The sequence below is a fragment of the Candidatus Brevundimonas colombiensis genome (assembly GCA_029202665.1).
Taxonomy (GTDB): domain Bacteria; phylum Pseudomonadota; class Alphaproteobacteria; order Caulobacterales; family Caulobacteraceae; genus Brevundimonas; species Brevundimonas colombiensis.
In genome coordinates this window covers 2,327,460-2,348,920 of record CP119326.1, presented here as the reverse complement: position 1 = coordinate 2,348,920, position 21,461 = coordinate 2,327,460, and the positions used below count along the sequence as shown (strand labels likewise).

Annotated in this window: 13 protein-coding genes and 1 tRNA gene; 4 read left to right on the top strand and 10 right to left on the bottom strand. The window is 65.6% G+C overall.

What is annotated here, in order from left to right:
- Positions 1-193: 193 nt before the first annotated feature.
- The gene (locus P0Y50_11400; protein WEK39148.1) at positions 194-1,501 is read left to right on the top strand and encodes a diguanylate cyclase; all 1,308 of its coding nucleotides are present in this window, start codon (positions 194-196) and stop codon (positions 1,499-1,501) included.
- 132 nt (positions 1,502-1,633) lie between these two features.
- Here the strand turns inward: P0Y50_11400 and mfd are convergent, their stop codons facing one another.
- Both mfd and P0Y50_11390 read right to left on the bottom strand, forming a co-directional pair.
- Positions 1,634-5,080 carry a transcription-repair coupling factor gene (gene mfd / locus P0Y50_11395; GenBank protein ID WEK39147.1) on the bottom strand — a complete coding sequence of 1,149 codons (3,447 nt, stop codon included), beginning with the start codon at positions 5,078-5,080 and terminating at the stop codon, positions 1,634-1,636.
- Entirely contained in the window at positions 5,080-5,373 is a 294-nt protein-coding gene (locus P0Y50_11390; protein ID WEK39146.1) for a succinate dehydrogenase assembly factor 2, read from the bottom strand. Before P0Y50_11390 ends, mfd begins: the two co-directional genes overlap by 1 nt.
- A 179-nt stretch (positions 5,374-5,552) precedes the next feature.
- Between P0Y50_11390 and recG the strand changes: the two genes are divergently transcribed.
- Entirely contained in the window at positions 5,553-7,640 is a 2,088-nt protein-coding gene (gene recG, locus P0Y50_11385) for an ATP-dependent DNA helicase RecG (GenBank protein ID WEK39145.1), read from the top strand.
- A gap of 144 nt (positions 7,641-7,784) precedes the next feature.
- On the opposite strand, the gene P0Y50_11380 is transcribed toward recG, so the two are convergent.
- Genes P0Y50_11380 through P0Y50_11360 form a run of 5 tightly spaced genes read right to left on the bottom strand, consistent with a single transcriptional unit; the run spans position 7,785 to position 11,917 of the window.
- A complete protein-coding gene (locus P0Y50_11380) occupies positions 7,785-8,579 on the bottom strand; it encodes an MBL fold metallo-hydrolase (protein ID WEK39144.1) in 795 nt (264 codons plus the stop codon).
- On the bottom strand, positions 8,576-9,358 hold the full coding sequence (locus P0Y50_11375) for a TatD family hydrolase (protein WEK39143.1): 783 nt from the start codon (positions 9,356-9,358) through the stop codon (positions 8,576-8,578). The genes P0Y50_11380 and P0Y50_11375 overlap by 4 nt, the downstream gene beginning before the upstream one ends.
- Positions 9,358-10,347: a DNA polymerase III subunit delta' gene (locus P0Y50_11370; protein WEK39142.1), complete on the bottom strand. Its 990-nt coding sequence runs from the start codon at positions 10,345-10,347 to the stop codon at positions 9,358-9,360. Before P0Y50_11370 ends, P0Y50_11375 begins: the two co-directional genes overlap by 1 nt.
- A complete protein-coding gene (gene tmk / locus P0Y50_11365) occupies positions 10,344-10,976 on the bottom strand; it encodes a dTMP kinase (GenBank protein ID WEK39141.1) in 633 nt (210 codons plus the stop codon). The genes P0Y50_11370 and tmk overlap by 4 nt, the downstream gene beginning before the upstream one ends.
- A gap of 38 nt (positions 10,977-11,014) precedes the next feature.
- The gene (locus P0Y50_11360) at positions 11,015-11,917 is read right to left on the bottom strand and encodes a septal ring lytic transglycosylase RlpA family protein (protein WEK39140.1); all 903 of its coding nucleotides are present in this window, start codon (positions 11,915-11,917) and stop codon (positions 11,015-11,017) included.
- A gap of 112 nt (positions 11,918-12,029) precedes the next feature.
- Between P0Y50_11360 and P0Y50_11355 the strand changes: the two genes are divergently transcribed.
- A tRNA-Ser gene (locus P0Y50_11355) sits at positions 12,030-12,116 on the top strand.
- A 711-nt stretch (positions 12,117-12,827) separates the two neighbouring features.
- Here the strand turns inward: P0Y50_11355 and P0Y50_11350 are convergent.
- Positions 12,828-15,386 (bottom strand): TonB-dependent receptor plug domain-containing protein, encoded by a 2,559-nt coding sequence (locus P0Y50_11350; GenBank protein WEK39139.1) that lies wholly within the window; start codon positions 15,384-15,386, stop codon positions 12,828-12,830.
- A 234-nt stretch (positions 15,387-15,620) separates the two neighbouring features.
- Between P0Y50_11350 and P0Y50_11345 the strand changes: the two genes are divergently transcribed.
- Positions 15,621-17,918: a TonB-dependent receptor gene (locus P0Y50_11345; protein ID WEK39138.1), complete on the top strand. Its 2,298-nt coding sequence runs from the start codon at positions 15,621-15,623 to the stop codon at positions 17,916-17,918.
- Positions 17,919-18,188: 270 nt separating this feature from the next.
- Here P0Y50_11345 and P0Y50_11340 read toward each other — a convergent pair whose 3' ends face one another.
- The gene (locus P0Y50_11340; GenBank protein WEK39137.1) at positions 18,189-19,640 is read right to left on the bottom strand and encodes an aldehyde dehydrogenase family protein; all 1,452 of its coding nucleotides are present in this window, start codon (positions 19,638-19,640) and stop codon (positions 18,189-18,191) included.
- Positions 19,641-19,730: 90 nt separating this feature from the next.
- Positions 19,731-21,443: a GMC family oxidoreductase N-terminal domain-containing protein gene (locus P0Y50_11335; protein WEK39136.1), complete on the bottom strand. Its 1,713-nt coding sequence runs from the start codon at positions 21,441-21,443 to the stop codon at positions 19,731-19,733.
- Positions 21,444-21,461: the final 18 nt, after the last annotated feature.

Here is a 21,461-nt window from a genome sequence, read left to right as displayed (position 1 = left end):
CACAACCGTTACTGCAAGCGGCGGAACCTAGCGGATTCCGTCGTCGACGAAAGTCTCATCCGCGTGAGGACGGTCTTTCCACGATCACGCCGCGCTCCGACGGATCACGACATTGCATCCTTAACACCCTGCTCGTTATGGTCCGCCCGCGCCGCGCCCGGCTGGGGTGCGACGGCTTACGGAGACGAACGGCTTGGCTTTCGACGCGCGCGTATTGATCCTGGCGGCTGATGACGGCCGGATCGGGCCGCTCGCCGCCGGGCTGGACGCCTTGGGATGGCGCACGGTGACGGCGCGCGACGTCGTCTCAGGCGAGATGACGCTGAAGGACTTCCCGCTGGAGGCGGCCGTCATCGACATCCAGGGCCTGGACGAGGACGTCGCCCTTCGCCTGCGCGCGGCGGCCGAACCGCGTCGGCTGCCCATTCTGGTGATCGGGGCTCGGCCCGACAGCATCGGCGGCGCCGACATGACCATGTCCGTTCCGCCCCACCCGGCCCAGGCGGCGCTTCGGCTGGAGCAGCTGGGCCGCGCGGCCATCGCCGAGGAAGAGTTCCGCCTGCGGGTCGCCACCTTCGCCACGCGCGGCGTGGCGCTGGACGCCCGCCCCCGTGACGACGGCCCCTTGCGCGTTCTGGCCGCCGGGGTGGCCGATCGCCGCTTCCTGGCCCTGTCCAACGCGCTGACCGCCGCGGGCGTCGAGGTGATCGCCGCCCCTACCCCCTACACCGCCTTCGACTATCTGCACGAAAGCCCCTTCGACGCCGCCGTCCTGTGGGGCGCCCAGGATCACGCCCCCGCCCTGTCCATCGCGGCGGGCATGAAGCGCAACACCCGCCTCTATCATATCCCGCTGATGCTCTATCTGCGGGGCAAGAACGAGATCAGCCTGTCGGAACTGTTCAATCGCGGCTTCGCCGACGTCGCCTCGGTCGATACGCCGGAAGGCGAGACGGCCGAACGGATCCTGGCCCTGGCCGGCGCCCACCGCACCCACCTGGGCATCCGCAAGACGCTGGATTCGGTCCGCAGCCTGGAACTGATGGACCCCGAGACGGGCCTGTTCACCCCCGAACTGTTCGCCGGCCATCTGGCGCGTGTGGCCGAGGCGTCGCGGGCGCGCAAACGCCCCCTGTCGGTGTGCGTCCTGCGGGTGCGGGAAACCGAGGCCGTCACCTGGGCGCGCCAGGGCGGCTGGCTGGACCGCGCCATGCCCCAGATCGGGGCCATGGTCTCGCGCCTGGTCCGCGTTGAGGACACGCCGGCGCGGCTGGCCAAGGAGGTCTTCGCCCTGGCCCTGCCCGCCACCCATGCCGAGCCGGCGCGCCTGGCGGCCGAGCGAATCGCCGCCGTCATCGGCTGCACGGCCTTCGACGCCGGGTCGGATCGTTCGCCGTTCGTCGCCGAATTCGACGTGGGCGCCGCCGAGATGCGGCCGGACGAGAGCGCCGCCGTCCTGCTGGAACGCGCCTCCGCCGACCTGTACGAAAAGACGCGCTAGGAACAGGGGCCGTCACCCTCGGGCTTGACCCGAGGGCCGGATGGTCCGCCGCATTGCGTTTGGGGCGACGCACGGCAAGCCCCATAACACGATCCCCGGGTCGAGCCCGAGGATGACGGCAGTTGCGGAGGCCTACGCCCCCGCCACCCGCGCCAGATCGGCGGTGATCCGCTCGGCCACCTTCAGCCGATCCTCGGCCGTCGGCCAGTCGCCCGACACCACGATCTTCTGATCCGGCCTGATCTTCCAGAAAGCCTGGTTCTTCTGGATCAGCCCCACCAGCCCGACCGGGTTGGGGAAGCTGTTGTCACGCAGAGTCAGCACCGCCCCGCGCGGCCCGATGTCGATCTTCTCGATACAGGCGCGGCGGCAGTTCGACTTGATGCCGACGATCTTCAGCAGTTGCTGCGCCTCGTCCGGCAGCGGCCCGAAGCGGTCGATCAATTCTGCGGCCAGGGCTTCGCGATCCTCGCTCTGCTCGGCGTCCGACAGACGGCGATAAAGACTCAGACGCACGTTCAAGTCCGGCACGTAATCCTCTGGAATTAGGACCGAAGCGCCGACATTGATCGACGGCGACCAGCCGCGATCCACAGCAACGCCCTCGCCCTTCTCCTTCAGCTCGGCGACCGCATCCTCCAGCATCTGCTGATACAGTTCGACGCCGACCTCGCGGATGTGGCCCGACTGTTCGTCGCCCAGCAGATTGCCGCCGCCCCGCTGGTCCAGGTCGTGGCTGGCCAGTTGGAAACCCGCCCCCAGATTGTCGAGCGACTGCAGCACCTGCAACCGCCGTTCGGCCGACAGGGTCATCGGCTTGATCGGATCGGTGGTCAGATAGGCGAAGGCCCGCGCCTTGGACCGCCCGACCCGGCCCCGGATCTGATACAGTTGCGCCAGGCCGAACATGTCGGCGCGGTGGACGACCAGCGTATTGGCCGTCGGAATATCCAGCCCGCTCTCGACGATGGTGGTCGAGACCAGCACATCGTATTCCCCGTCGTAGAAGGCGCTCATCACCTCCTCCAGCTGGGTCGCGCTCATCTGGCCGTGGCCGACGACGAACTTCACCTCCGGGACCTGCTCGCGCAGGAACTTCTCGATGTCCGGCAGGTCCTTCAGGCGCGGCGCGACATAATAGGCCTGACCCCCGCGATATTTCTCGCGCAGCAGGGCCTCGCGCACCAGCACCGGGTCCCACGGCGTCACATAGGTCCGCACCGCCAGACGATCGACCGGCGGCGTGGCGATGATCGACATTTCGCGAATACCGGTCAGGGCCATCTGCAGCGTGCGCGGGATCGGCGTGGCGGTCAGGGTCAGCAGATGCACGTCGGCGCGCAGCGTCTTCAGCTTCTCCTTGTGCTTGACGCCGAAATGCTGCTCCTCGTCCACGATCACCAGGCCCAGATCGCGGAAGCCGACCTGTTCGGCCAGAACCGCATGGGTGCCGACCACGATCTCGACCGAGCCGTCCTTCAGGCCCGCGCGCGTCTCCGTCGCCTCCTTGCCCGTCACCATCCGCGACAGTTGCCGCACCTTGACCGGCCAGCCAGCGAACCGTTCGGTGAAGGTCTTGTAGTGCTGACGCGCCAACAGGGTCGTCGGGGCCACGATGGCCACCTGTTGCCCCGTCATAGCCACGACGAAGGCCGCCCGCAGCGCCACCTCGGTCTTGCCGAACCCGACATCGCCGCAGATCAGGCGGTCCATCGGCACGCCCTTGCCCAGGTCCTCCAGCACGTCGCCGATGGCGTTCAGCTGGTCATCGGTTTCCTCATACGGGAAGCGCGCGCAGAATTCGGCGAACAGGCCCGGCGGCGGGGTGACGGCCTCCGTCTCGCGCAGCGCCCGTTTGGCGGCCAGGGCGATCAGCCCCTCGGCCATGGCGCGCAGCCGCTCCTTGGCCTTGGCCTTGCGCGCCTGCCAGCCCGCCCCGCCCAGCCGATCCAGCTGCGCCCCTTCGGAATCGGAGCCATAGCGGGTCAGAAGATCGATGTTCTCGACCGGCAGATACAGTTTACTCTCCCCGGCGTACATCAACTCCAGACAGTCGTGGGGCGCCTGCTGGATATCCAGCGTCTTCAACCCCTCGTACCTACCGATGCCGTGATCCAGGTGGACCACCAGGTCGCCAGTCGTCAGGGCCGAAGCCTCGGCCAGGAAGTTCGAGGCGCGGCGTTTCTTGCGCGGCCGCGCCAGCCGGTCGCCCAGGATGTCGGTCTCGGAGATCACCGCGACGTCGTCGGTGACGAAGCCGTGCTCGACCGGCAGGACTCCGCGCAGATACAGGTCCTTTGGCGCGTTCTGGACGTCGTTCCAGTCGCGCACGGCGACGATGTGATCCAGACCGTGATCGGACAGCATGGTCGCCAGCCGCTCGGACGAGCCTTCGGTCCAGCTGGCGAACAGCACGCGCCGCCCGTCCGCCTTCAACGCCTGGGCGTGATCGGCCACCGCCTGGAACAGGTTGACGCTGTCCTGCGCCCGCTCGGCCGCAAAGGTCCGGCCCAACCGCCCGCCGGCGTCCTCTCCACCGTTGGAGAACGGCGTGAACCGCCGCACGGCGCGGCCCGCCAGCGCCTGGTTCCAGTCGCCCGCGTCCATATAGAGCTGTTTCGGCGGCAAGGCCCGATTGGCCACCGCGCCGCCCTTGGCCTTCGCCGCCTCGGCCCGCGCCTCATAGGCGTCGGCGATCAGGTCCCACCGCTCGCCGCGCGCCGTCTCGACCTGATTGTCCAGAAAGACCTGCGCCTGATCCGGCAGATAGTCGAACAGGGTGTCCAGCGTCTCGTAAAACAGCGGCAGCCACTGCTCCATCCCCTGACGCCGCGCACCCTCGCTGATCGTTGCATATAGCGGGTCATCGCCCGGCGCGCCGAACAGGTTCAGATAGCCGGTGCGGAACCGCGAGATGGCCTCGGCGTCCAACAGGGCCTCCGACACCGGCGCCAGCGAAACAGCCTTCATCTGGCCCGTCGACCGCTGGGTTTCGGGATCGAAGGTGCGGATCGATTCCAGCTCGGAGCCGAACATGTCCAGCCGGACCGGCTCGGCGAAGCCCGGCGGATAGACATCCACCACCCCGCCGCGCACCGCAAACTCTCCGCGTTCCGAAACGGTGGAGGCGCGGACATAGCCGTTGGCGGCGAAATACCGCTCCAGCGCCTGGATATCCAGGTCGCGTCCGACCTTGGTGTCGAACCCGGCCTGCATCGTCACGGCCTTAGGCGGCGTCCGCTGCATGGCCGCCGAAATCGTCGTGACGACCAGCACGGGGGCGTCGCCCGACTTGCGCTGAGCCAGTCGCGTCAGGGTCGCCATCCGCTGCGCCGCGATGCCCGCCGTCGGGCTCAGCCGGTCATAGGGCAGGCAGTCCCACGCCGGATATTCCAGCACTTCAATATCTTGAGAGAAGAACTGAAACGCCTGAACAAAGGCGCCGAACCGCTGATAATCCCGCGCGACGAACAGGCCGACGCCGCCCGCCGCCGTCAACCGCCCGGCCGTGATCAGGGCGTCCAGGCCCTCAGGCGCGCCGCCCAGGTCGGCGTCGGTCCGCATCACCTGCTGATCCATCAACCGATGCCCTTGCTGACTTCGGCAGAGACATGGGCGCGCATGAAGGCGCGGACCTTGGCCATCACCGGGGTTTCGAACTCCGGCGGCGTTGGATCACGTTCGATGATCCAGCCATAGAGCCACTGGTCCTCCTCTGCGATCAGCCGCTCATACTCGTCCAACTCCGCGTCGCTGAGGGTCGGCGCCACCTGGTCCGAGAACGGCCCAAGCACCATATCGGCTTCGCGGAAGCCGCGCCGCCATGAGCGGAACTGGATCCGGCCCAGCCGCTGGCGGCGTTCCGGGGTCATTTCGCCTTCGGGGCGTGCGTCGATTTCGGCCACAAGAATCCTTGCCCGTTGAATATGCCGGTGCGCTCAAGCAGCGATCCGCCGCGCGGCGAGCGATAACGCACCCGAAATGGAAGAAGCGCAGATAGCGTTCCTCGCCCTGTTTCGCCACCCGTCATGGTCACGCTATGTTCACGGCGATGCGCCCGCCGAGTCTCTTTCCCCTGTTCGCTGAGGTTTCGACCCTGAAGGGCGTGGGCCCGCGCGCCCTGCCCCTGGTGCAGAAGGTCGCCGGTCCGCTGGTGCGCGATCTGGTCTTCCTGTCGCCATCGGGCGTCATCGTCCGCCGACCGATGCAGGCCGCAAACGCCGTGGACGGCGAGGTCGGCGTATTCGAAGTCGCCATCGACCGGCTGTTTGTGCCCAGCCGCCCCGGCGCCCCGCTGAAAGTGCGGGCGACGGACCCCACCGGTTTCGTCCATCTGGTCTGGTTCGGCGGCTCGGCCCAGCATATCGACCGTCTGTTGCCGCGCGGCGAAACGCGGCTGGTCTCGGGCAAGGTCGAACGGTTCAACGGCGAGGTCCAGATCGTCCATCCGGACATCGTCACAGCGGATAAGGCGGCCGATATCCCCGCCTCCGAGCCCGTCTATCCGGCGACGCAGGGCCTGACCTCGCGCCAGTTGCGAAAACTGGTCCAGGCCGCCCTGCCCGCCGCCCCCGATCTGGCCGAATGGCAGGACGCCGCCTGGCTGAAGAAACAGGGCTGGCTGTCCTGGCGCGCCGCGCTGGATTCGCTTCACGCCCCCGTCGGCGAACCGGATCTGTCGCCGGATGCCCCCGCCCGTCAGCGTTTGGCCTATGACGAGTTCCTGGCCCATCAACTGGCCCTGGCCCGCCGTCGCCGCGCGCGTGAGATCAAGCCCGCGCCCGTCATCGCGCCCGGCGCGGCGTCCGACCATCTGCTTGAGGCATTGCCCTTCCAACTGACCAACGCCCAAGCCCAGGCCATCGCGGAAATCCGTCGCGATCTGGCCGGCGGCAAACAGATGGGCCGCCTGCTTCAGGGCGACGTCGGCTCGGGCAAGACCGCTGTCGCCGCCATGGCCCTGGCCGACGCCGCCGCCAGCGGTTTCCAGTCCGCCCTGATGGCCCCGACCGAAATCCTGGCGCGCCAGCATTATGAAAAGCTTGGCCCGTTGCTGGAGATCGCCGGCGTGACGTCGGTGCTTCTGACCGGCCGCGACACCAACGGCCAGCGGCGCGAGAAACTGGCCGCACTCTCTTCGGGTCAGACCCAGGTCGCCATCGGCACCCACGCCCTATTCCAGGACGCCGTCCGCTTCGACCGGCTGGCCCTGGCGGTCATCGACGAACAGCACCGCTTCGGCGTCAATGAGCGCCAGCGACTTCAGGCCAAGGGCGACCCTCGCCTGGGCGCCGTCCACCTGCTGACCATGTCGGCCACCCCCATTCCCCGCACGCTGGAGCTGACGCAGTACGGCGAGCTGGAGGTCAGTCGCCTGATGGAAAAGCCGCCCGGCCGCACGCCGGTCACGACCGCTGTCCTGCCGCTGGCCCGCATCGGCGAGGTGGCCGCCCGGCTGAAGACCGCCATCGACGGCGGCGCCCAGGCCTATTGGATCTGCCCCCTGGTCGCCGAATCCGAAGCCATCGACCTGGCCGCCGCCGTCGACCGCGCCAACGATCTGCGCCGCCTGCTGGGCGTCGAGGTCGGCCTGGCCCACGGCCAGATGCCCGGCGCCGAGCGCGAAGCCGTCATGGCCGACTTCGCCGACGGCCGCATCCCCGTTCTGGTCGCCACCACGGTTGTGGAAGTCGGCGTCGATGTGCCCGACGCCTCGATCATGGTCATCGAACACGCCGACCGTTTCGGCCTGGCCCAGCTTCACCAGCTCCGGGGCCGCGTCGGTCGCGGATCGAAGGCCAGTTCCTGCATCCTGCTTTATGGCGGCCAGGACGGGGCCCTCGGGGAGACGGCCAAGGAACGTCTGGAGACCCTGCGGCGCACCGAAGACGGTTTCGTCATCGCCGAAGAGGATTTCCGCCTGCGCGGCGGCGGCGACCCGCTGGGTCTGAAACAGAGCGGCTTTCCCGCCTACCGCTTCGCGGACCCCATCCGCCATCGCATCCTGATGCTGGCCGCTGCCGACGACGCCCGCCTAATCCTGAATCGCGACCCCGACCTGACCTCCGAACGCGGCCAGGCGGTTCAGGTGCTGGAAGAGTTGTTCGACTGGAAGGGCCATAAGGCGGGAAGCGACTGAACCCGGCCTACTCGCCCCTTCCGTCATCCTCGGGCTTGACCCGAGGATCAGGCGTCGCTCGCGCTGTGCCTGTCTAGATACGCTGGCTGCGGATCATTCGATCCTCGAGTCAAGCCCGAGGATGACGGCTGTAGAGACAAACCGTCAGCCGACGACCGCGCTCCAGCCATCGAACCCGACCTCGACATTCGACGGAACAAGCGCCGACAACACCTTGTAATCCATGTCGATATGCAGGTTTGTCAGCACAGCCCGCTCTACATGAGCGGCGGCGATCCATTCCAGCGCCTGATCCAGATGGGCATGGGTCGGATGGGGCGCATAACGCAGGGCGTCCACGATCCAAAGCTGGCAGCCCGCCACCGCTTTCAGAGCCGCCTCGTCAAGGTCCGACACATCGCTGGAATAGGCCATGTCGCCCAGCCGGTATCCGACCGAGCGGATCGGTCCGTGCGTCTGATCGAAGGTCGTGACCGGAATCGTTCCGCCCGCCCCCTCGACCGACCACTGCACGCCGTGCGGCGGAATGGTCCGCGCGTCCAGCAGCGGCGGATAGCCCAGCTTGGTCTCGAAGATATAGTCGAACCGATGCGTCAGCGACGTCCGCGTCGCCTCATCCATCCAGGCCGGAATCCGCGTTCGCGCCCGTGCGGCGAAGGTCCGCAGATCGTCGATCCCGTGGGTCTGGTCGGCGTGGTCATGGGTGTAGAGCACGGCGTCGACGTGTCTGGTCCCGCTCGACAGCATCTGTTCGCGCAGGTCCGGCGAGGTGTCGATCAGGATGTTGGTCACACCGTCCGGCCCAGCCTTGCGCGCCAGCATCGAACAGCGCGTGCGCCGGTTCTTCGGTTCGGCCGGATCACAGACGCCCCAGTCGCCGTCGCCGCGCGGCACTCCGCCCGACGACCCGCTGCCCAGAATGACGACCTCGAAACTCATGCCGGTCTCGGTATCCGGTCAAAAAGGCCGAAGAAGGCCTCGGTCGTGCGCCTGTCCGCCTCATCGGCGCTCCAGCCCCGGATTTCGGCCAGCTTGTCCAGCACATGGCCGACATAGGCCGGCTCGTTGCGCCGCCCCCGGTGCGGTATGGGCGCCAGATAGGGGCAGTCGGTCTCCACGATGATCCGGTCGCCCGGCATGTCGCGGATGACGGCCCGCACATCCTCGGCCGCCTTGAAGGTGGCGATGCCCGACACCGAGAACCACGCTCCCATTTCCGCAGCGATTTTCGCCAGTTCAGCCCCGCTTGTGTAGCAGTGCATCAACATCTTGAACGGCCCGGCCGCGTATTCCTCGCGCAGGATATCCACCATCGTCTGATCCGCCTCGCGCGTGTGGATCACCAGCGGAAGGCCCGTTTCCCGCGCCGCCGCGACGTGCTGGCGAAACACCGCCGCCTGAACGTCGCGCGGGCTGAGATCATAGTGGAAATCCAGCCCGCATTCGCCGATCCCGACCACCTTTGGTCGCTGCGCCAGTTCGACCAGCGTCGCCGATTTCAGGTCCGCCGCATCCTTCGCCTCGTGCGGATGGACCCCGACCGTGCACCAGATGTCGTCATGAGCCATGGCGATCCCGTGCGTCGCCTCGAAGGTCGTCAGCCTGTCCGAGATTTCGACCATCAGGCCGACCCCCGCCGCCCGCGCCCGCGCGATCACCTCGTCGCGGTCTTCGTCGAACTGGGGGGCGTGCAGGTTCACATGGCTGTCGATCAGCATCAGCCCATCCGCTCCTGCTGCGCCTGAACCCGCCGAATGTCGGCCAGGGCGCCCGCCAGCACGTCGCCACGATCCAGGTTCAGACCCGCCGTCCGCTCCGGCAGGGGTTGCAGCCGCTCCCACAGATCGGCCCAGCGATGGCCGCCCGACCCGCCGTCCAGCGCGCGCATCTTCACCGCCGAAATCAGCCGATCCATCAACACCTCGAACCGTTCCTGCCCCTCGGCGCCCCGGAACTTGTCCGCGACGGCCAGGGCCTCGGCGCGGTCGATGTCGCCCTCGACCCAACGCCGCGCCAGTTGATCCATTTCGAAGGTCGCCCCAGACGCCAGCGCCAGGGCCGCGCCGGGCGATCCCCCCGCCATGGCCGCCGCATGTTCCGCGTCCTCGCGCTCCACCCCCGTCCGGTTGCGCACCAGGGTCTCCAGCCGATCCGGCGTCCAGATCGGAAAGCTCAACCGCCGACAGCGCGAGCGGATCGTGGCCAGCAGCCGCCCCGGCGCATGGGTCACCAGGAACAGAACGCCCCGCTCAGGCGGTTCCTCAAGAACCTTCAGCAAGGCGTTGGCAGCATTGATGTTCAGGTCGTCGGCGGCGTCGATGATCGCCACCCGATGCTGGGCCTGCGACGGGCTCTTGGAGAAAAACTCGGGCAGCTCGCGCGACTGATCGACCGAGATCGACTTCTTGATCTTGCCACCCTCGACCAGCCGTTCCAGCACCAGCAGATCGGGATGGGCCTGGGCCGATATCAGCCGGCTGACCGGGTCGTCCCGCCGTGCCCCCAACGGCCCCCGCCCCGGATCCGCCGCCGCCCCCAGCAGCCGTCGCGCCGCGCGATAGGCGAAGGTCGCCTTTCCCACGCCCTCAACCCCGCACAGCAGCCAGGCGTGGTGAAGCCGTCCGCGCTCCCAGGCGTCCAGAAACGCGGCCTCGGCCGCCGTATCGGGGACCAGGTCGAACCGGTCGCGCGGATGATCCTCGCTCACAACAGCCGATCCTGAACCGCCCGCCAGACTCGGTCTTCGACCTCATCCAGCGATCCGACCGCATCGATCAGCACGCACCGTTCGGGATGGGCTTCGACGATCTTCAGGAACCCCTCCCGCAGCCGCTGATGAAACGCCAGCCCCTTGGTTTCGAACCGCGTCTCGAACAGCCCGCGCCCGAAGGCCCGCTCCAGCCCGACCTCGACGGGCAGATCGAACACCAGGGTCAGGTCCGGCTGATCGGTCCCGACCACGCCCGCATCGATCTGTTCGATGAAGCTCTGGGCCACGCCGCCGCCCGCCCCCTGATAGGCGCGGCTGGAATCGGCGAACCGATCGCACACCACCCAGTCGCCCGCCGCCAGGGCCGGTCGCACCGTATGCTCCAGATGATCGGACCTGGCCGCATACATCAGCAGGGTCTCGGTCATGGCAGACCACGGCTCGGCCTCGTTGGCTACCACCAGATTGCGGATCACCTCGGCGCCCTTCGACCCGCCCGGTTCGCGCGTGCGCACCACCTGCCGGTCGCCGAGCACAGGGTTCAGCCGCTCGACCAGCCGCCCGACCTGGGTCGACTTGCCGGCGCCCTCGCCGCCCTCGAAAGTGATGAAACGTCCACGGGTCACGGGCGCACTAATGGCGTCCGCAGCGCGGGTGGCAAGCCTTAGCCGCCGGATATCAACAGGGCGTCGGCATATCCGCGCGCCATGACCGCCTGACGCGCGCTCTCGGCCGTCGCCTGATCGATCCAGGGTCCGACCAGAACGCGGTATCCGCCGCCCGCCTCGTCCACCTTGGCCCGCGCGCCCAGCCGGTCCGCGATTCGCCGCGCCGCGCCCGGATCGCGGAACGCGCCTGCCTGCACCCAATAAGACCCGCCGATCGGGACGACCGGCGCCGTTGCGACCTGCGGCGTCGGCGCATAAGCCGGTTGCGGCGTATAGGCGGGTTGCGGCGCATAATAGGGCCTTGGCGTCGTCTGGATCGGCGCCGGCTGGACCGCCGCCATCTGCACCGACTGCGGTTCGGCCGCCCGCGTCGCCTCGGCCCTCAGCACCGTCCCGCCGCCCAGGCGCGGCGCCTGGCCCAGATAGCGCACCCGCACGCGCGCCACGCCGTCACGTCGCATATCCAGCTCATCCGCCGCCTCCCGCGACAGATCGATGATCCGTCCATCCACAAACGGCCCCCGGTCGTTGACCCGCGCCACGATGCGCCGCCCGTTCGTCAGATTGGTCACCTCCACCAGGCCAGGCAGCGGCAGGGTCTTATGCGCCGCCGTCAGGGCGTGCATGTCGAAACGCTCGCCGGTCGAGGTCGGCCGACCGTTGAAGGCGTCTCCGTACCAGGACGCCATCCCCACCTCGTCATAGTTCGGCTGTTCCTTGGGCGTGTACCATCGTCCCCGCACCTGATAGGGCCGCATCGTGCCCGACACGATGGGCGCGGGGTCCTTGACGACAGGGATGCCCCCCGTACCGCGCCCGCCGCCCAGGCTGGAACAGGCCGCCAGCAGCGAGAACAACCCCAGCACCAGCGCGCCGCGCATCCACCGTCCAGCCGTCATCCGTCTCGCCTTCATCTCCGTCGTTGTAAAAACAGGATGAACGAAGACATTTCCGCTTTGGTTAACGCCCCCATCCCCTGCTATGGCGTCCCGCTGTCGCTCGATGCGGCGAGGAAGTGTGGCCGAGTGGTTTAAGGCACTGGTCTTGAAAACCAGCGACGGTGTGAGCCGTCCGTGGGTTCGAATCCCACCGCTTCCGCCGCGCTGGTGGTGAAGACCCATGAGCTCCCACGCTTTGTGGTATTCGTCTTGGTGACAAGTGCGAAGGTTGCGCTACCAGGCGTCATCATTGAAGTCTTTCTGCGCGGCAGTTCTCCTTTATGAAAGGGCCGCTGCCGTACGCTCTAACATTCTATTTATAGCTGCCTCGCGATAGTCGGCGATACTGCGTCATGACAGTACCTGAAGGACGCAGACCGCCACCCCGGCCGTTCGAATATCCAGGCGCGAGATCATGGGATGGACCGATAGTCGATGTTCACCGTAAATTGGCCGTGCCGGGCGGGGGGCGTGGACACGGCTGGCTATTGCGAATCTGGTCGACGACGGTCGTATCAGGAGGCCGGGAGCCGCTGCTGCGTATCAACAGAATGTCGCGCACCCCGCCGCTGTGATCAAGAATGAGCCGAAGCGTTACAACCCCTGTTCGAACCTCGGAGATCATACGCTTGTGGCGCTTGATCCAGGCGAGAACCGTGACGACGTAACGCTCCTCTGTTGGGGCGGCGCCCGCGCCCAGCACCTGGCCGCTGCCGTCCTGAGATACGCGCGCCCGGCTGTTCCAGTCGCTGGATACTGCACCTGCTCCACCAAACATCTGCCGACCGTGTATACGACGATCAGCGACGAGTTGCTCAGGGGTCGTGAGCGCCGGAGTGGAAGACCGGCCCGCCGACCAATGAGGCGCTCATCAGTAACGGACACGTACGCCGACCCAAGCGCTCCGGCCCAGTTGCCAGGGTTGACTGGAATAGGTCGCATCGCGGTCTGGTATCTTGTCTAGCAGATTGGCAATCCGCGCTTCCAGCGTCACCCCGTAGTCGCCGCTGAGCAGGGCATAGGAGATGTTCGCGTTCAGATCGATCGAAGAATGGTATTGGACGACGTCGTAGATTCGGTACCTTGTCCCTTCGACCGTTTGATAGGCGCCGGACGCCTCGATCCGATTGAAGTCGCCGCGATAGCGACCACCGACCGTGATGCTCAGTCGGTTGTCGATCCATTTTGACTGCCAGTCCGCGTTAAACATGAACGGCGCGGCGAAGTCCCGGCGCTGGTTATCCTGATACAGATCGGCCAGGCTCATGATCTGGCCTTCGAAAAGAACCATCGTCGAGCCGGCGAGGTCGTCGTCGGGGGTATCGAAAAATGTGCTGGCGCTGCTCTTGGTGTCAGACCAGTTGGTGCTGAAGCTGAAGGTATGGCGATTCAACGGCAAGACATACTCAAGACTGCCGCTTTCGTAGGTGCTCGAGCCACCATTGGTCATCTTATAGCTGTTGACATTTCGTGAGGCGCCGAGGGCGTCGATCAGCACGTATGTCGATACCAGCGAGCGTGAAAACTGGTCGTGGCTATCGCGATAGACGCCTCTAACCCGCCATTGGCCGCCGAACAGGTCGCCAGTCAGGGCCAATGAGACCTCGTCACTGTAGGGCGTATCGAGATCCTGGCCGCTATATTTGGTCGTCGGCGTCACCGAGGACAGCACCCAGTCCGGCGACCACACCCGGCGTCCGCTCACCGTTGTGAACGTGCGGCTGTACTGCATGGTGTCGGTGAGTTTTTCGCGGATCGCATAGCCCAGATAGCTGCGACCATAATAACGGTTCACGCCCAGGGTGGCGTTGATCCCCCACCACGGCAACTCGCGGGCGATAGACAGGCGCGGCGACAAGGTATGGTTGCCGAGGAAGCTTTCATAATCGTAGCGCAAGCCTGCCCTGACGTCGAAGCCGCGCCAGTCCCTGACGTACTCCGCCCACATTCCATAGGTCTGCAGGGACACCTGGGCATGGTAGGCTGGATAGACGGTCTTGCGGTTGTAGGCGTATCGCCCCTCGACGCAGCTGGGGTCAGTCGCCGAAAGGCAGAACGTCAACGGTCCGGTCGCCTGGTTTATGACTGCGGTCGTTCCTGTGAAGGCATAGACCCCGCCGTCGCGGCGCGACTTTTCCGCATCCACGTCCGAAATCGCGAATCCGAGCCGCAGATCACCGCCGCGGAACGGCTGGCTCCAAGAGCCGTCGAGCGCCAGGTCGTTCTGGCGCTGCTTGATGGCGCCTACATAACCGTTAGTGCAGGTCACCGTAATGGCGCCCCCGCACCAGGGCTCCAGCCCGCCACGGACATCATAGCGCCAGTCGGCGGCGTCCTTATCGGCATCCGACATGGCGTAGCTCAGATTCAGGCCCCAGTCGGCGGCACCGCGCCCCCCACTCGCGCCCAGTCGAGCGGTCGTTCCGCCGCCGTGATTGTCTTGTAGGGTATTGATGCCGGAGGAGCTAACGATGACATTCGAATAGGGCGCGTGGGTGACCTGGGCCGTCAGCTTGAGGTCGCCATGCGGTTCCCAGGCGAATTTCAACAGATAGCTCTCGCTGACATTGGTCTGGTCAAACTGCTCATCTCCAATATCGGTCAGATTGGCCGACCAGTTGTTGTAGGTCGTCGCCTGAGACCGGGAATAGGAGGCGAGCAGGCCCATGGTCTCGTTGATCGGCAAGTCCGCCGACACGTTCCAGCGCCTTCGATCGAAACGCGGTTGCTCCCGTACGATCGTGCTCGTGTAGCTGGGCGATAGATGATAGCGGGCCATGTCGTCAGAGGTCATGCTGTATCCGACCTGCATGCCGAAACGTCGCGAGGGTTCGCGCGTCTTGATCTCGACAACCCCGCCTCCGAAGCGACCGAACTCAGCGGAGACATTCGAATCCAGCACCGTCAGCGATCCGATCAGATCGGCATCGACCCAGATCGTCTGGGGGCTGGCGCTGCGGACCCAGTCGAAGTCGAGCGTACTATTGCTCGTTCCGGTCTCCATCAGGTTGTTCACTCCAACTCCGTCGAGGATGAAGAAGTTTTCCGTCGGGCGGCCGCCGGAGATCGAAATCTCGCTGGGCAGCAGGTCCCGCAGAGTGTCGCGGGTAGCGTGACCTTCCTCAGTGGTGAATTGCACGCCCGGGTTCAACTTAAGCAGTTGCAGGACGTCGCCCGTACCCGGCGCGCGGTCCCTGATGCTAACCTCGTCAAATACGCTCGCACCCGTATTCAGGCGATCACCCAATCGATAGGCGGGCGTCGCCTGTGATGAGGTTACGACGACGGTCGGCGTCGTGTCTTTCCATGCAGCATCGGCGTCAACAGTCGGATCGGGCGAGGTTTGCGCCAGGGACTGCACGACCCCGAACGAGAAGTTGATCGCCAACGCGGATACACCTGCGGCGAGCAGTCGGGGAGAACGGCCCATATTCGATACTCCTATAAGAAGCGCCGCAGTAAAGCTATTGCGACTCAATATCAACTATTTCGCCGTGTAGGATTTGCCTATGCCAAAGCGCCTTGGGCTTTTTCCTCTTCCGCCCGGATGTGAGAACCGTCAGCCTTCCCTCTGCAGTCCAGGGTCTGGGCCAACCACATATTGCGATTGACTTGCATTCCTACCCCCTCTAACGCCGCCTCCGGGATACTCGGGGAAGACAAAATGTCGCGTAATCGTTTGCTGACGTCGTCGGCCGCACTCTTTGTCGTCGTGGCAGGCGGAGGCGCTGCCGTTGCTCAGACGCGAGATCAGACGCAAGGGCAGACGGCCTCGCTTGAGGAGATCATCGTCACCGGCGAGAAGACCGACCGATCGCTGCAGGACACCCCGACCAGCGTCCGGGTCGTGACCGCCCGGCAAGTCGAGCAGGAAGCCATCCAGACGCTGGGCGAAATCTTCCAGCGAACCGCCAACCTGTCCGAGACCTACGGCCACGCCGGATTCACCATCCGCGGCGTCAATAACCAGGGCGTTTCGGGAGGCGGCGATGCAGCCCTAACCACCATCTATGTCGACGGCGCCCCCCTGCCCCCTTCGGTCACCTTCTCGGGACCGACCGACGCCTGGGACATGCGCCAGATCGAAATCTTCCGCGGGCCGCAATCCACTCTTCAGGGGCTGAACGCCTTGGCCGGCGCGGTCGTGATGCGAACGATCGACCCGACATTCGATTGGGATCTGCGCGGCCGCGCCATCGTCGCCGATCCGCAGGAGACGGCCTTCGCAGTCGCGGGCGGCGGCCCTCTGATCGCGGATGAACTGGCCTTCCGCCTCTCGGCCGAAAAGCGCGACAGCGATGGCTACACGCACAACGAGACCCTCAACGCGCCCGAAGATCCGACTGACAGTCTGACAGTTCGCGGCCGGCTGCTGTGGACGCCCAAGAGCCTGCCCGGGTTCGAGGCCCGACTGGGTTACACCCGGTTCGAAAGCGATGGCGGCTATCTGTTCTCCTACACCAATACTGACGTGCCGGACTTCTACGACAAGCGCCGCGCCTATTCCGACACTCCCAATCTGAGCCATGTGGAAACCGACATGGCGACCTTGGAACTCAATCAGGTCCTGTCCGACACTCTGACCCTGTCCGGCGTCACCTCGTGGAGCGACATCCAGCAGTTCCAGCAATACGACGGCGACGGCACGGCCGCGGCCATCGGCTACGGCTATAATGACTACGACTATGACACCCTGACGCAGGAAGTGCGGCTGAACTATCGGGGCGAACGTCTCCACGGCCTGCTCGGGGCCTTCTATTACAACCGCGATCAACAGGCGAACTCGGCCAGCCGCACCAACGTGCAGACGCCGGTCAACACCATCTCAGCCCTGCTGCAGTCGAACGGCCTGGATGCCACGACGGCAGGCTTCGTCGCCAACCTCTATAGCCAGGCGCTTCCCGTCATTCCCGTCAACTATGCGGCAGACTTCCCGACCCAGGTGACCACCTACGCCCTGTTCGGCGACGGCGAATGGAACCTGACCGATCGCCTGTCGGTCGTGGGCGGTTTCCGATGGGACCACGAGGAGAACACGACCCAGGTCACCCAGTCGGCCGTCTTTGCCGGGACCTATCCCGACCCCGCCGGCTATGGCGCAGTCGGCTCGCCCCTCTACCTGGCTGTCGCAGGCATCAACGCCGGGGTCGCGAGCCTTGTGTCCCAGGCCGGCTCGGCCACGCCCGAGGCCAGGCGCGAGTTCGACGCCTTCCTGCCGAAACTCGGCCTGCTGTACGACCTGACGCCAGACATGAAGGCCGGTTTCGTGGTGCAGCGCGGATATCGCTCCGGCGGTTCCAGCGCCAACACCGCGCGGTCCCAGGTATTCGCTTATGATCCGGAGTATACCTGGAACTACGAGGCGTCGCTGCGATCGACATGGCTGGACGGCGCTCTGACCGTCAACGCCAACGCCTATTATGTTGATTGGAAGGACCAGCAGGTGTCCGTCAATTTCGGCCTAAACCTGTACGATTACAATACCGTCAACGCTGGAAAATCGCACCTCTACGGATTTGAAGTCGAGACCTCGCACCGCCTGAACTCTGCCTTCGACTGGTACACGTCGGTCGGTTTCTCGCGCACCAAGTTCGACGAGTTCGTCACCAATGTGGGCGGCGCCTCCAGCAACCTCAGCGGCTCAGAGTTCTCTTATGCCCCACGCTGGACCCTGGCCCTGGGCGGAAACTACCGCTGGGGCGCGGGTTTCGTGGCCAACTTCAACGCCAACTATCGCTCGGAAGTCTTCACCAATACCGGCTTCACCCAGGAAAGCAGCAAGGTCAGCGGTCGCACGCTGGTCAACGGCCGCGTCGGCTACGAGACCGAACGCTGGGGCGCCTATATCTATGGCAAGAACCTGCTGGACGAGCAGTATCTGAGCTACAATCGCGAAGAGACCAATCAGGCCGTGCTGGGCGATCCGCGCGTCATCGGCCTGATGCTTCAGGCGCGCTGGTGAACCCCGCCTTCATCACACTGTCGTTGACGACGGCGTCCTGTTGATCGCGGGCGTCTGCGCGGCCTCGCCGCTGCGTAAGGACATGGGGCTACCACATGCCGCGCGCCCCTCTCCCGACGGCCCAGAGCCCTCAACGGCTTGGGCTTCGCTTGCATCGTTTCGAAACGGCGCCTTTTGGCAGCGTCGGCTGCTTTACGGCTTCAAGAAACGGCCAAAGAAGGATGAGCCGCAGCGACGGCTGCGGCTCGATGATCCTCCCGATTCGATGCCCTATTTGTGGAACATATAGGTCTTGGTGTTGGTGAACTCGGCCAGACCTTCCTGGCCGTTCTCGACCCCCATGCCGGACTGTTTGTGCCCGCCGAACGGAATGTCGACGCCATGGATATGGATCTCGTTGACCCAGACCGTGCCGGTCTCAAGACGTTTCGCGACCGCGATGGCGGCGTTGCGATCCCGTCCCCAAACCGAGCCGGCCAAGCCGAAAGGACTGTCGTTGGCCTTGGCAACCGCCTCATCGACATCCTGGAATGACAGGATCGGCAGGATCGGGCCGAACGGCTCTTCCTGAACGATGCGGCTGTCCTCCGGGGGGTTGTCGATGATGGTTACGGGCACGAAGTTGCCGGCGAGGCTCTCGTCGATCGTCCCGCCCAACGCCACCTGATAGCCCTTCTCCTTGACGTCGCGGAACAGGTCGAGAAGCTTGCCGTACTGCATCCGATTCTGGATCGGTCCAAGGTCGGTGTCCGCAGACATGCCGTCACCAACCTTCTGCGTCTTGGCGAAGGCGACGAAGGCCTTGACGAACGCCGCGTGAATGCTCTCGTGGACGTAGATGCGTTTGGTGGCGATGCACCACTGGCCCGAGTTGCCGAAAGCCGCCCAGAAGAGCACCGGGATGATCGCTTCCCAGTCGGCGTCGGCCAATACGATGGCGGCGTCGTTGCCGCCGAGTTCCAGGGTGATCCGCTTCAGATTGCCCGAGCCTGACGCCATCACCTTCTTGCCGGTCGCCGTCGAACCCGTGAAGCTGATCTTGGCGACATCGGCGTGTTCGGTCATCTGCTGCCCGAGATCATTGCCGCCAGCCACGACGTTCAACACGCCGGCAGGGAATATCTGCTGGGCGATTTCGCCGAAGCGCAGCGTGCAGAGCGGCGTGTACGGAGAGGGCTTCATCACCAGGGTGTTGCCGGTGATCAGGCATGGCGCGACCTTCCACAGCCCCAGGAGCACCGGGAAATTCCAAGGCGTGATCGCGCCCACCACGCCTAGCGGGGTATGGTGGACCTCCACGACGTGTTCGATCGTATCCTCGATCACCTCGATGTCCAGGCGACGTTTGGCGGTTTCCCGCACCCAGAAGATGGCGGCTTCGACCTCCCCGGTCGCCATGCTGTGACGCGGCTTGCCCTGTTCAAGCGTAAGCAGCGTGATCAGCTCGTCCTTGTGCGCGTCCAGAGCATCGGCATAGCGCGCAATATAGCCGGCGCGTTCGTCCCAGCTCATGGCGGACCAGGCGGGAAAAGCGGCCTTGGCCGCCGCAATCGCGCGTTCCATATGGTCCGCCGTCCCCAGGGGCGCCTTGGCCAGGACGGCGTTGGTGGCGGGATTGAAGACGTCGAAGGTGCTGTCGGTCCCCACGAGACGACCGTCGATCGATAGGGTGTAAGGCCCGGAGAAGTCGATATTGACGCCGAGGTCTGCGGTCATATCCATGGGAGATACTCCATTTCAGAGACAGGATCGCCCCGGCGACCACATCGTCGCCGAGGCTTAGGGGAGAGACAATCGTTCCTGATCACACGGTCATGCGGCGGCCGCGGCCATCTTGGCGGCGCGCCAACCGATAAGGATGGATGGCGCATTCGTATTGCCGGTGGTGATCGACGGCATGACCGAGGCGTCCGCCACGCGCAGGCCTTCGACACCATAGACCTTCAGATGCGGATCGACGACTGATCCGACGTCTGTTCCCATCTTGGCGGTGCCCACCGGATGGAAATAGGTCGAGACGGACTTGCGCAGGAAAGCGCGATACGCCTCGGGCGATGCGGCTGAATGCGCGGGCATCAGTTCCGCCTTTCGAATGTCGCGATAGGCGTCGCTGTTGCCGATCGCGCGCGCCAGGTCGGTGGCCGCTTTCAGAGCGACGAAATCCTGGCCGACCTGAAGATAGTTCGGATCAATCAGGGGATCGACGCGCGGATCGGACGACGTGAGGGTGACGCTGCCCCGCGACTTGGGCCGCATGACCCCGCAGAGGATGGCGTAGCCGTGTTGCTGCTGGAGATTCAGCTCCTGAGTGGCGAACGGCAGGCTGACGTAGAGCGCGTTGATATCCGGGACCGGCTGCGAAGGATCGGACTTCCACCACATATAGACTTCGGAGGCGTTGTAGCGCGTCGGCGGCACCGGCCCTTTCGCTTCGTAGTTCACCCCGGCGCCGAGAACATGATCCTGTAGATTGGCTCCAACTCCCGGCAGATCGACAACGGGCGTCAGGCCAAGCGCGCGCAGGGCGGCGGCGTCGCCGATGCCCGACAGCATCAGAAGCTTGGGGGTGATCAAGGCGCCGGCGGAGAGGATGACCTCCTTGTTCGCCTTCACGATCGTCGGGCGACCATTGTGCAGATATTCGACGCCGGTGCAGCGTCCCCTTTCGATGATCAGACGCAGGACGGGCGCTTCGGTCAGGACTGTCAGCTTTCGGCCCGCTTCCTGCGCCGGACGCAGGAAGGCGACCGCCGAAGACTGGCGCTTTCCGCCATAGACCGTGAAGTTGACCCAGGCCGGGCCTTCCAGCGTGCCGCCGTTGAAGTCCGCCGTCTCCGGATACCCCAGGGACTTGGCGCCCTCCATGAACGCGCGGGCGCCCTCGTGGCCGAGGGCCGGGTTCGGACGCGTCACATGGAGCGGACCGCCTGCGCCGCGCAGTTCAGAGGCGCCGCCTTCCCAGTCCTCTAACGCCTTGTATTCCGGCAGGACCTCTTTCCAGCCCCAGCCTGTGGCTCCGTTGTAGGCCCAGTCGTCGTAGTCGCTGGCGGCGCCGCGGCAGTAGATCATGCAGTTTACGCTGCTGCATCCGCCCAACCCTTCGCCGCGGGGATAGGGAATCACGCGGTTGTCGGCGTGAATCTGGGGGACTGTCGCGTAGTTCTTCGTGAAGGGCGAGCCCAGCGCCGCCGGCCATTGCGCCGGATCGCTGATGGAGTCCTGGGCGTCAGACAGGCCGCCCTCCAGCAGCAGGACCGAGGCCTCCGTCGTGCGGGCCAATTGCCCTGCGGCCGTCGCCCCGGCGGAACCTGCGCCAATGACGATATAGTCGGCGGCGCGCGGCGCTTCCACCGAACGCGTGGACTGCGCCCACGCCTTGCCGCCGCTGAGGGACAGGGCTTGGGCGACCCCGACGCTGGCGCCCGCCAGGACGGCGCCGCGCAGGAAGCCGCGTCGATCGACACGCCCCCTGTTGTAATCTTCAAGCGCCTTGCCGAGGCGGATCGGGTCGATGTCGTCGGTCATGGAATGATGCCTCCCTGA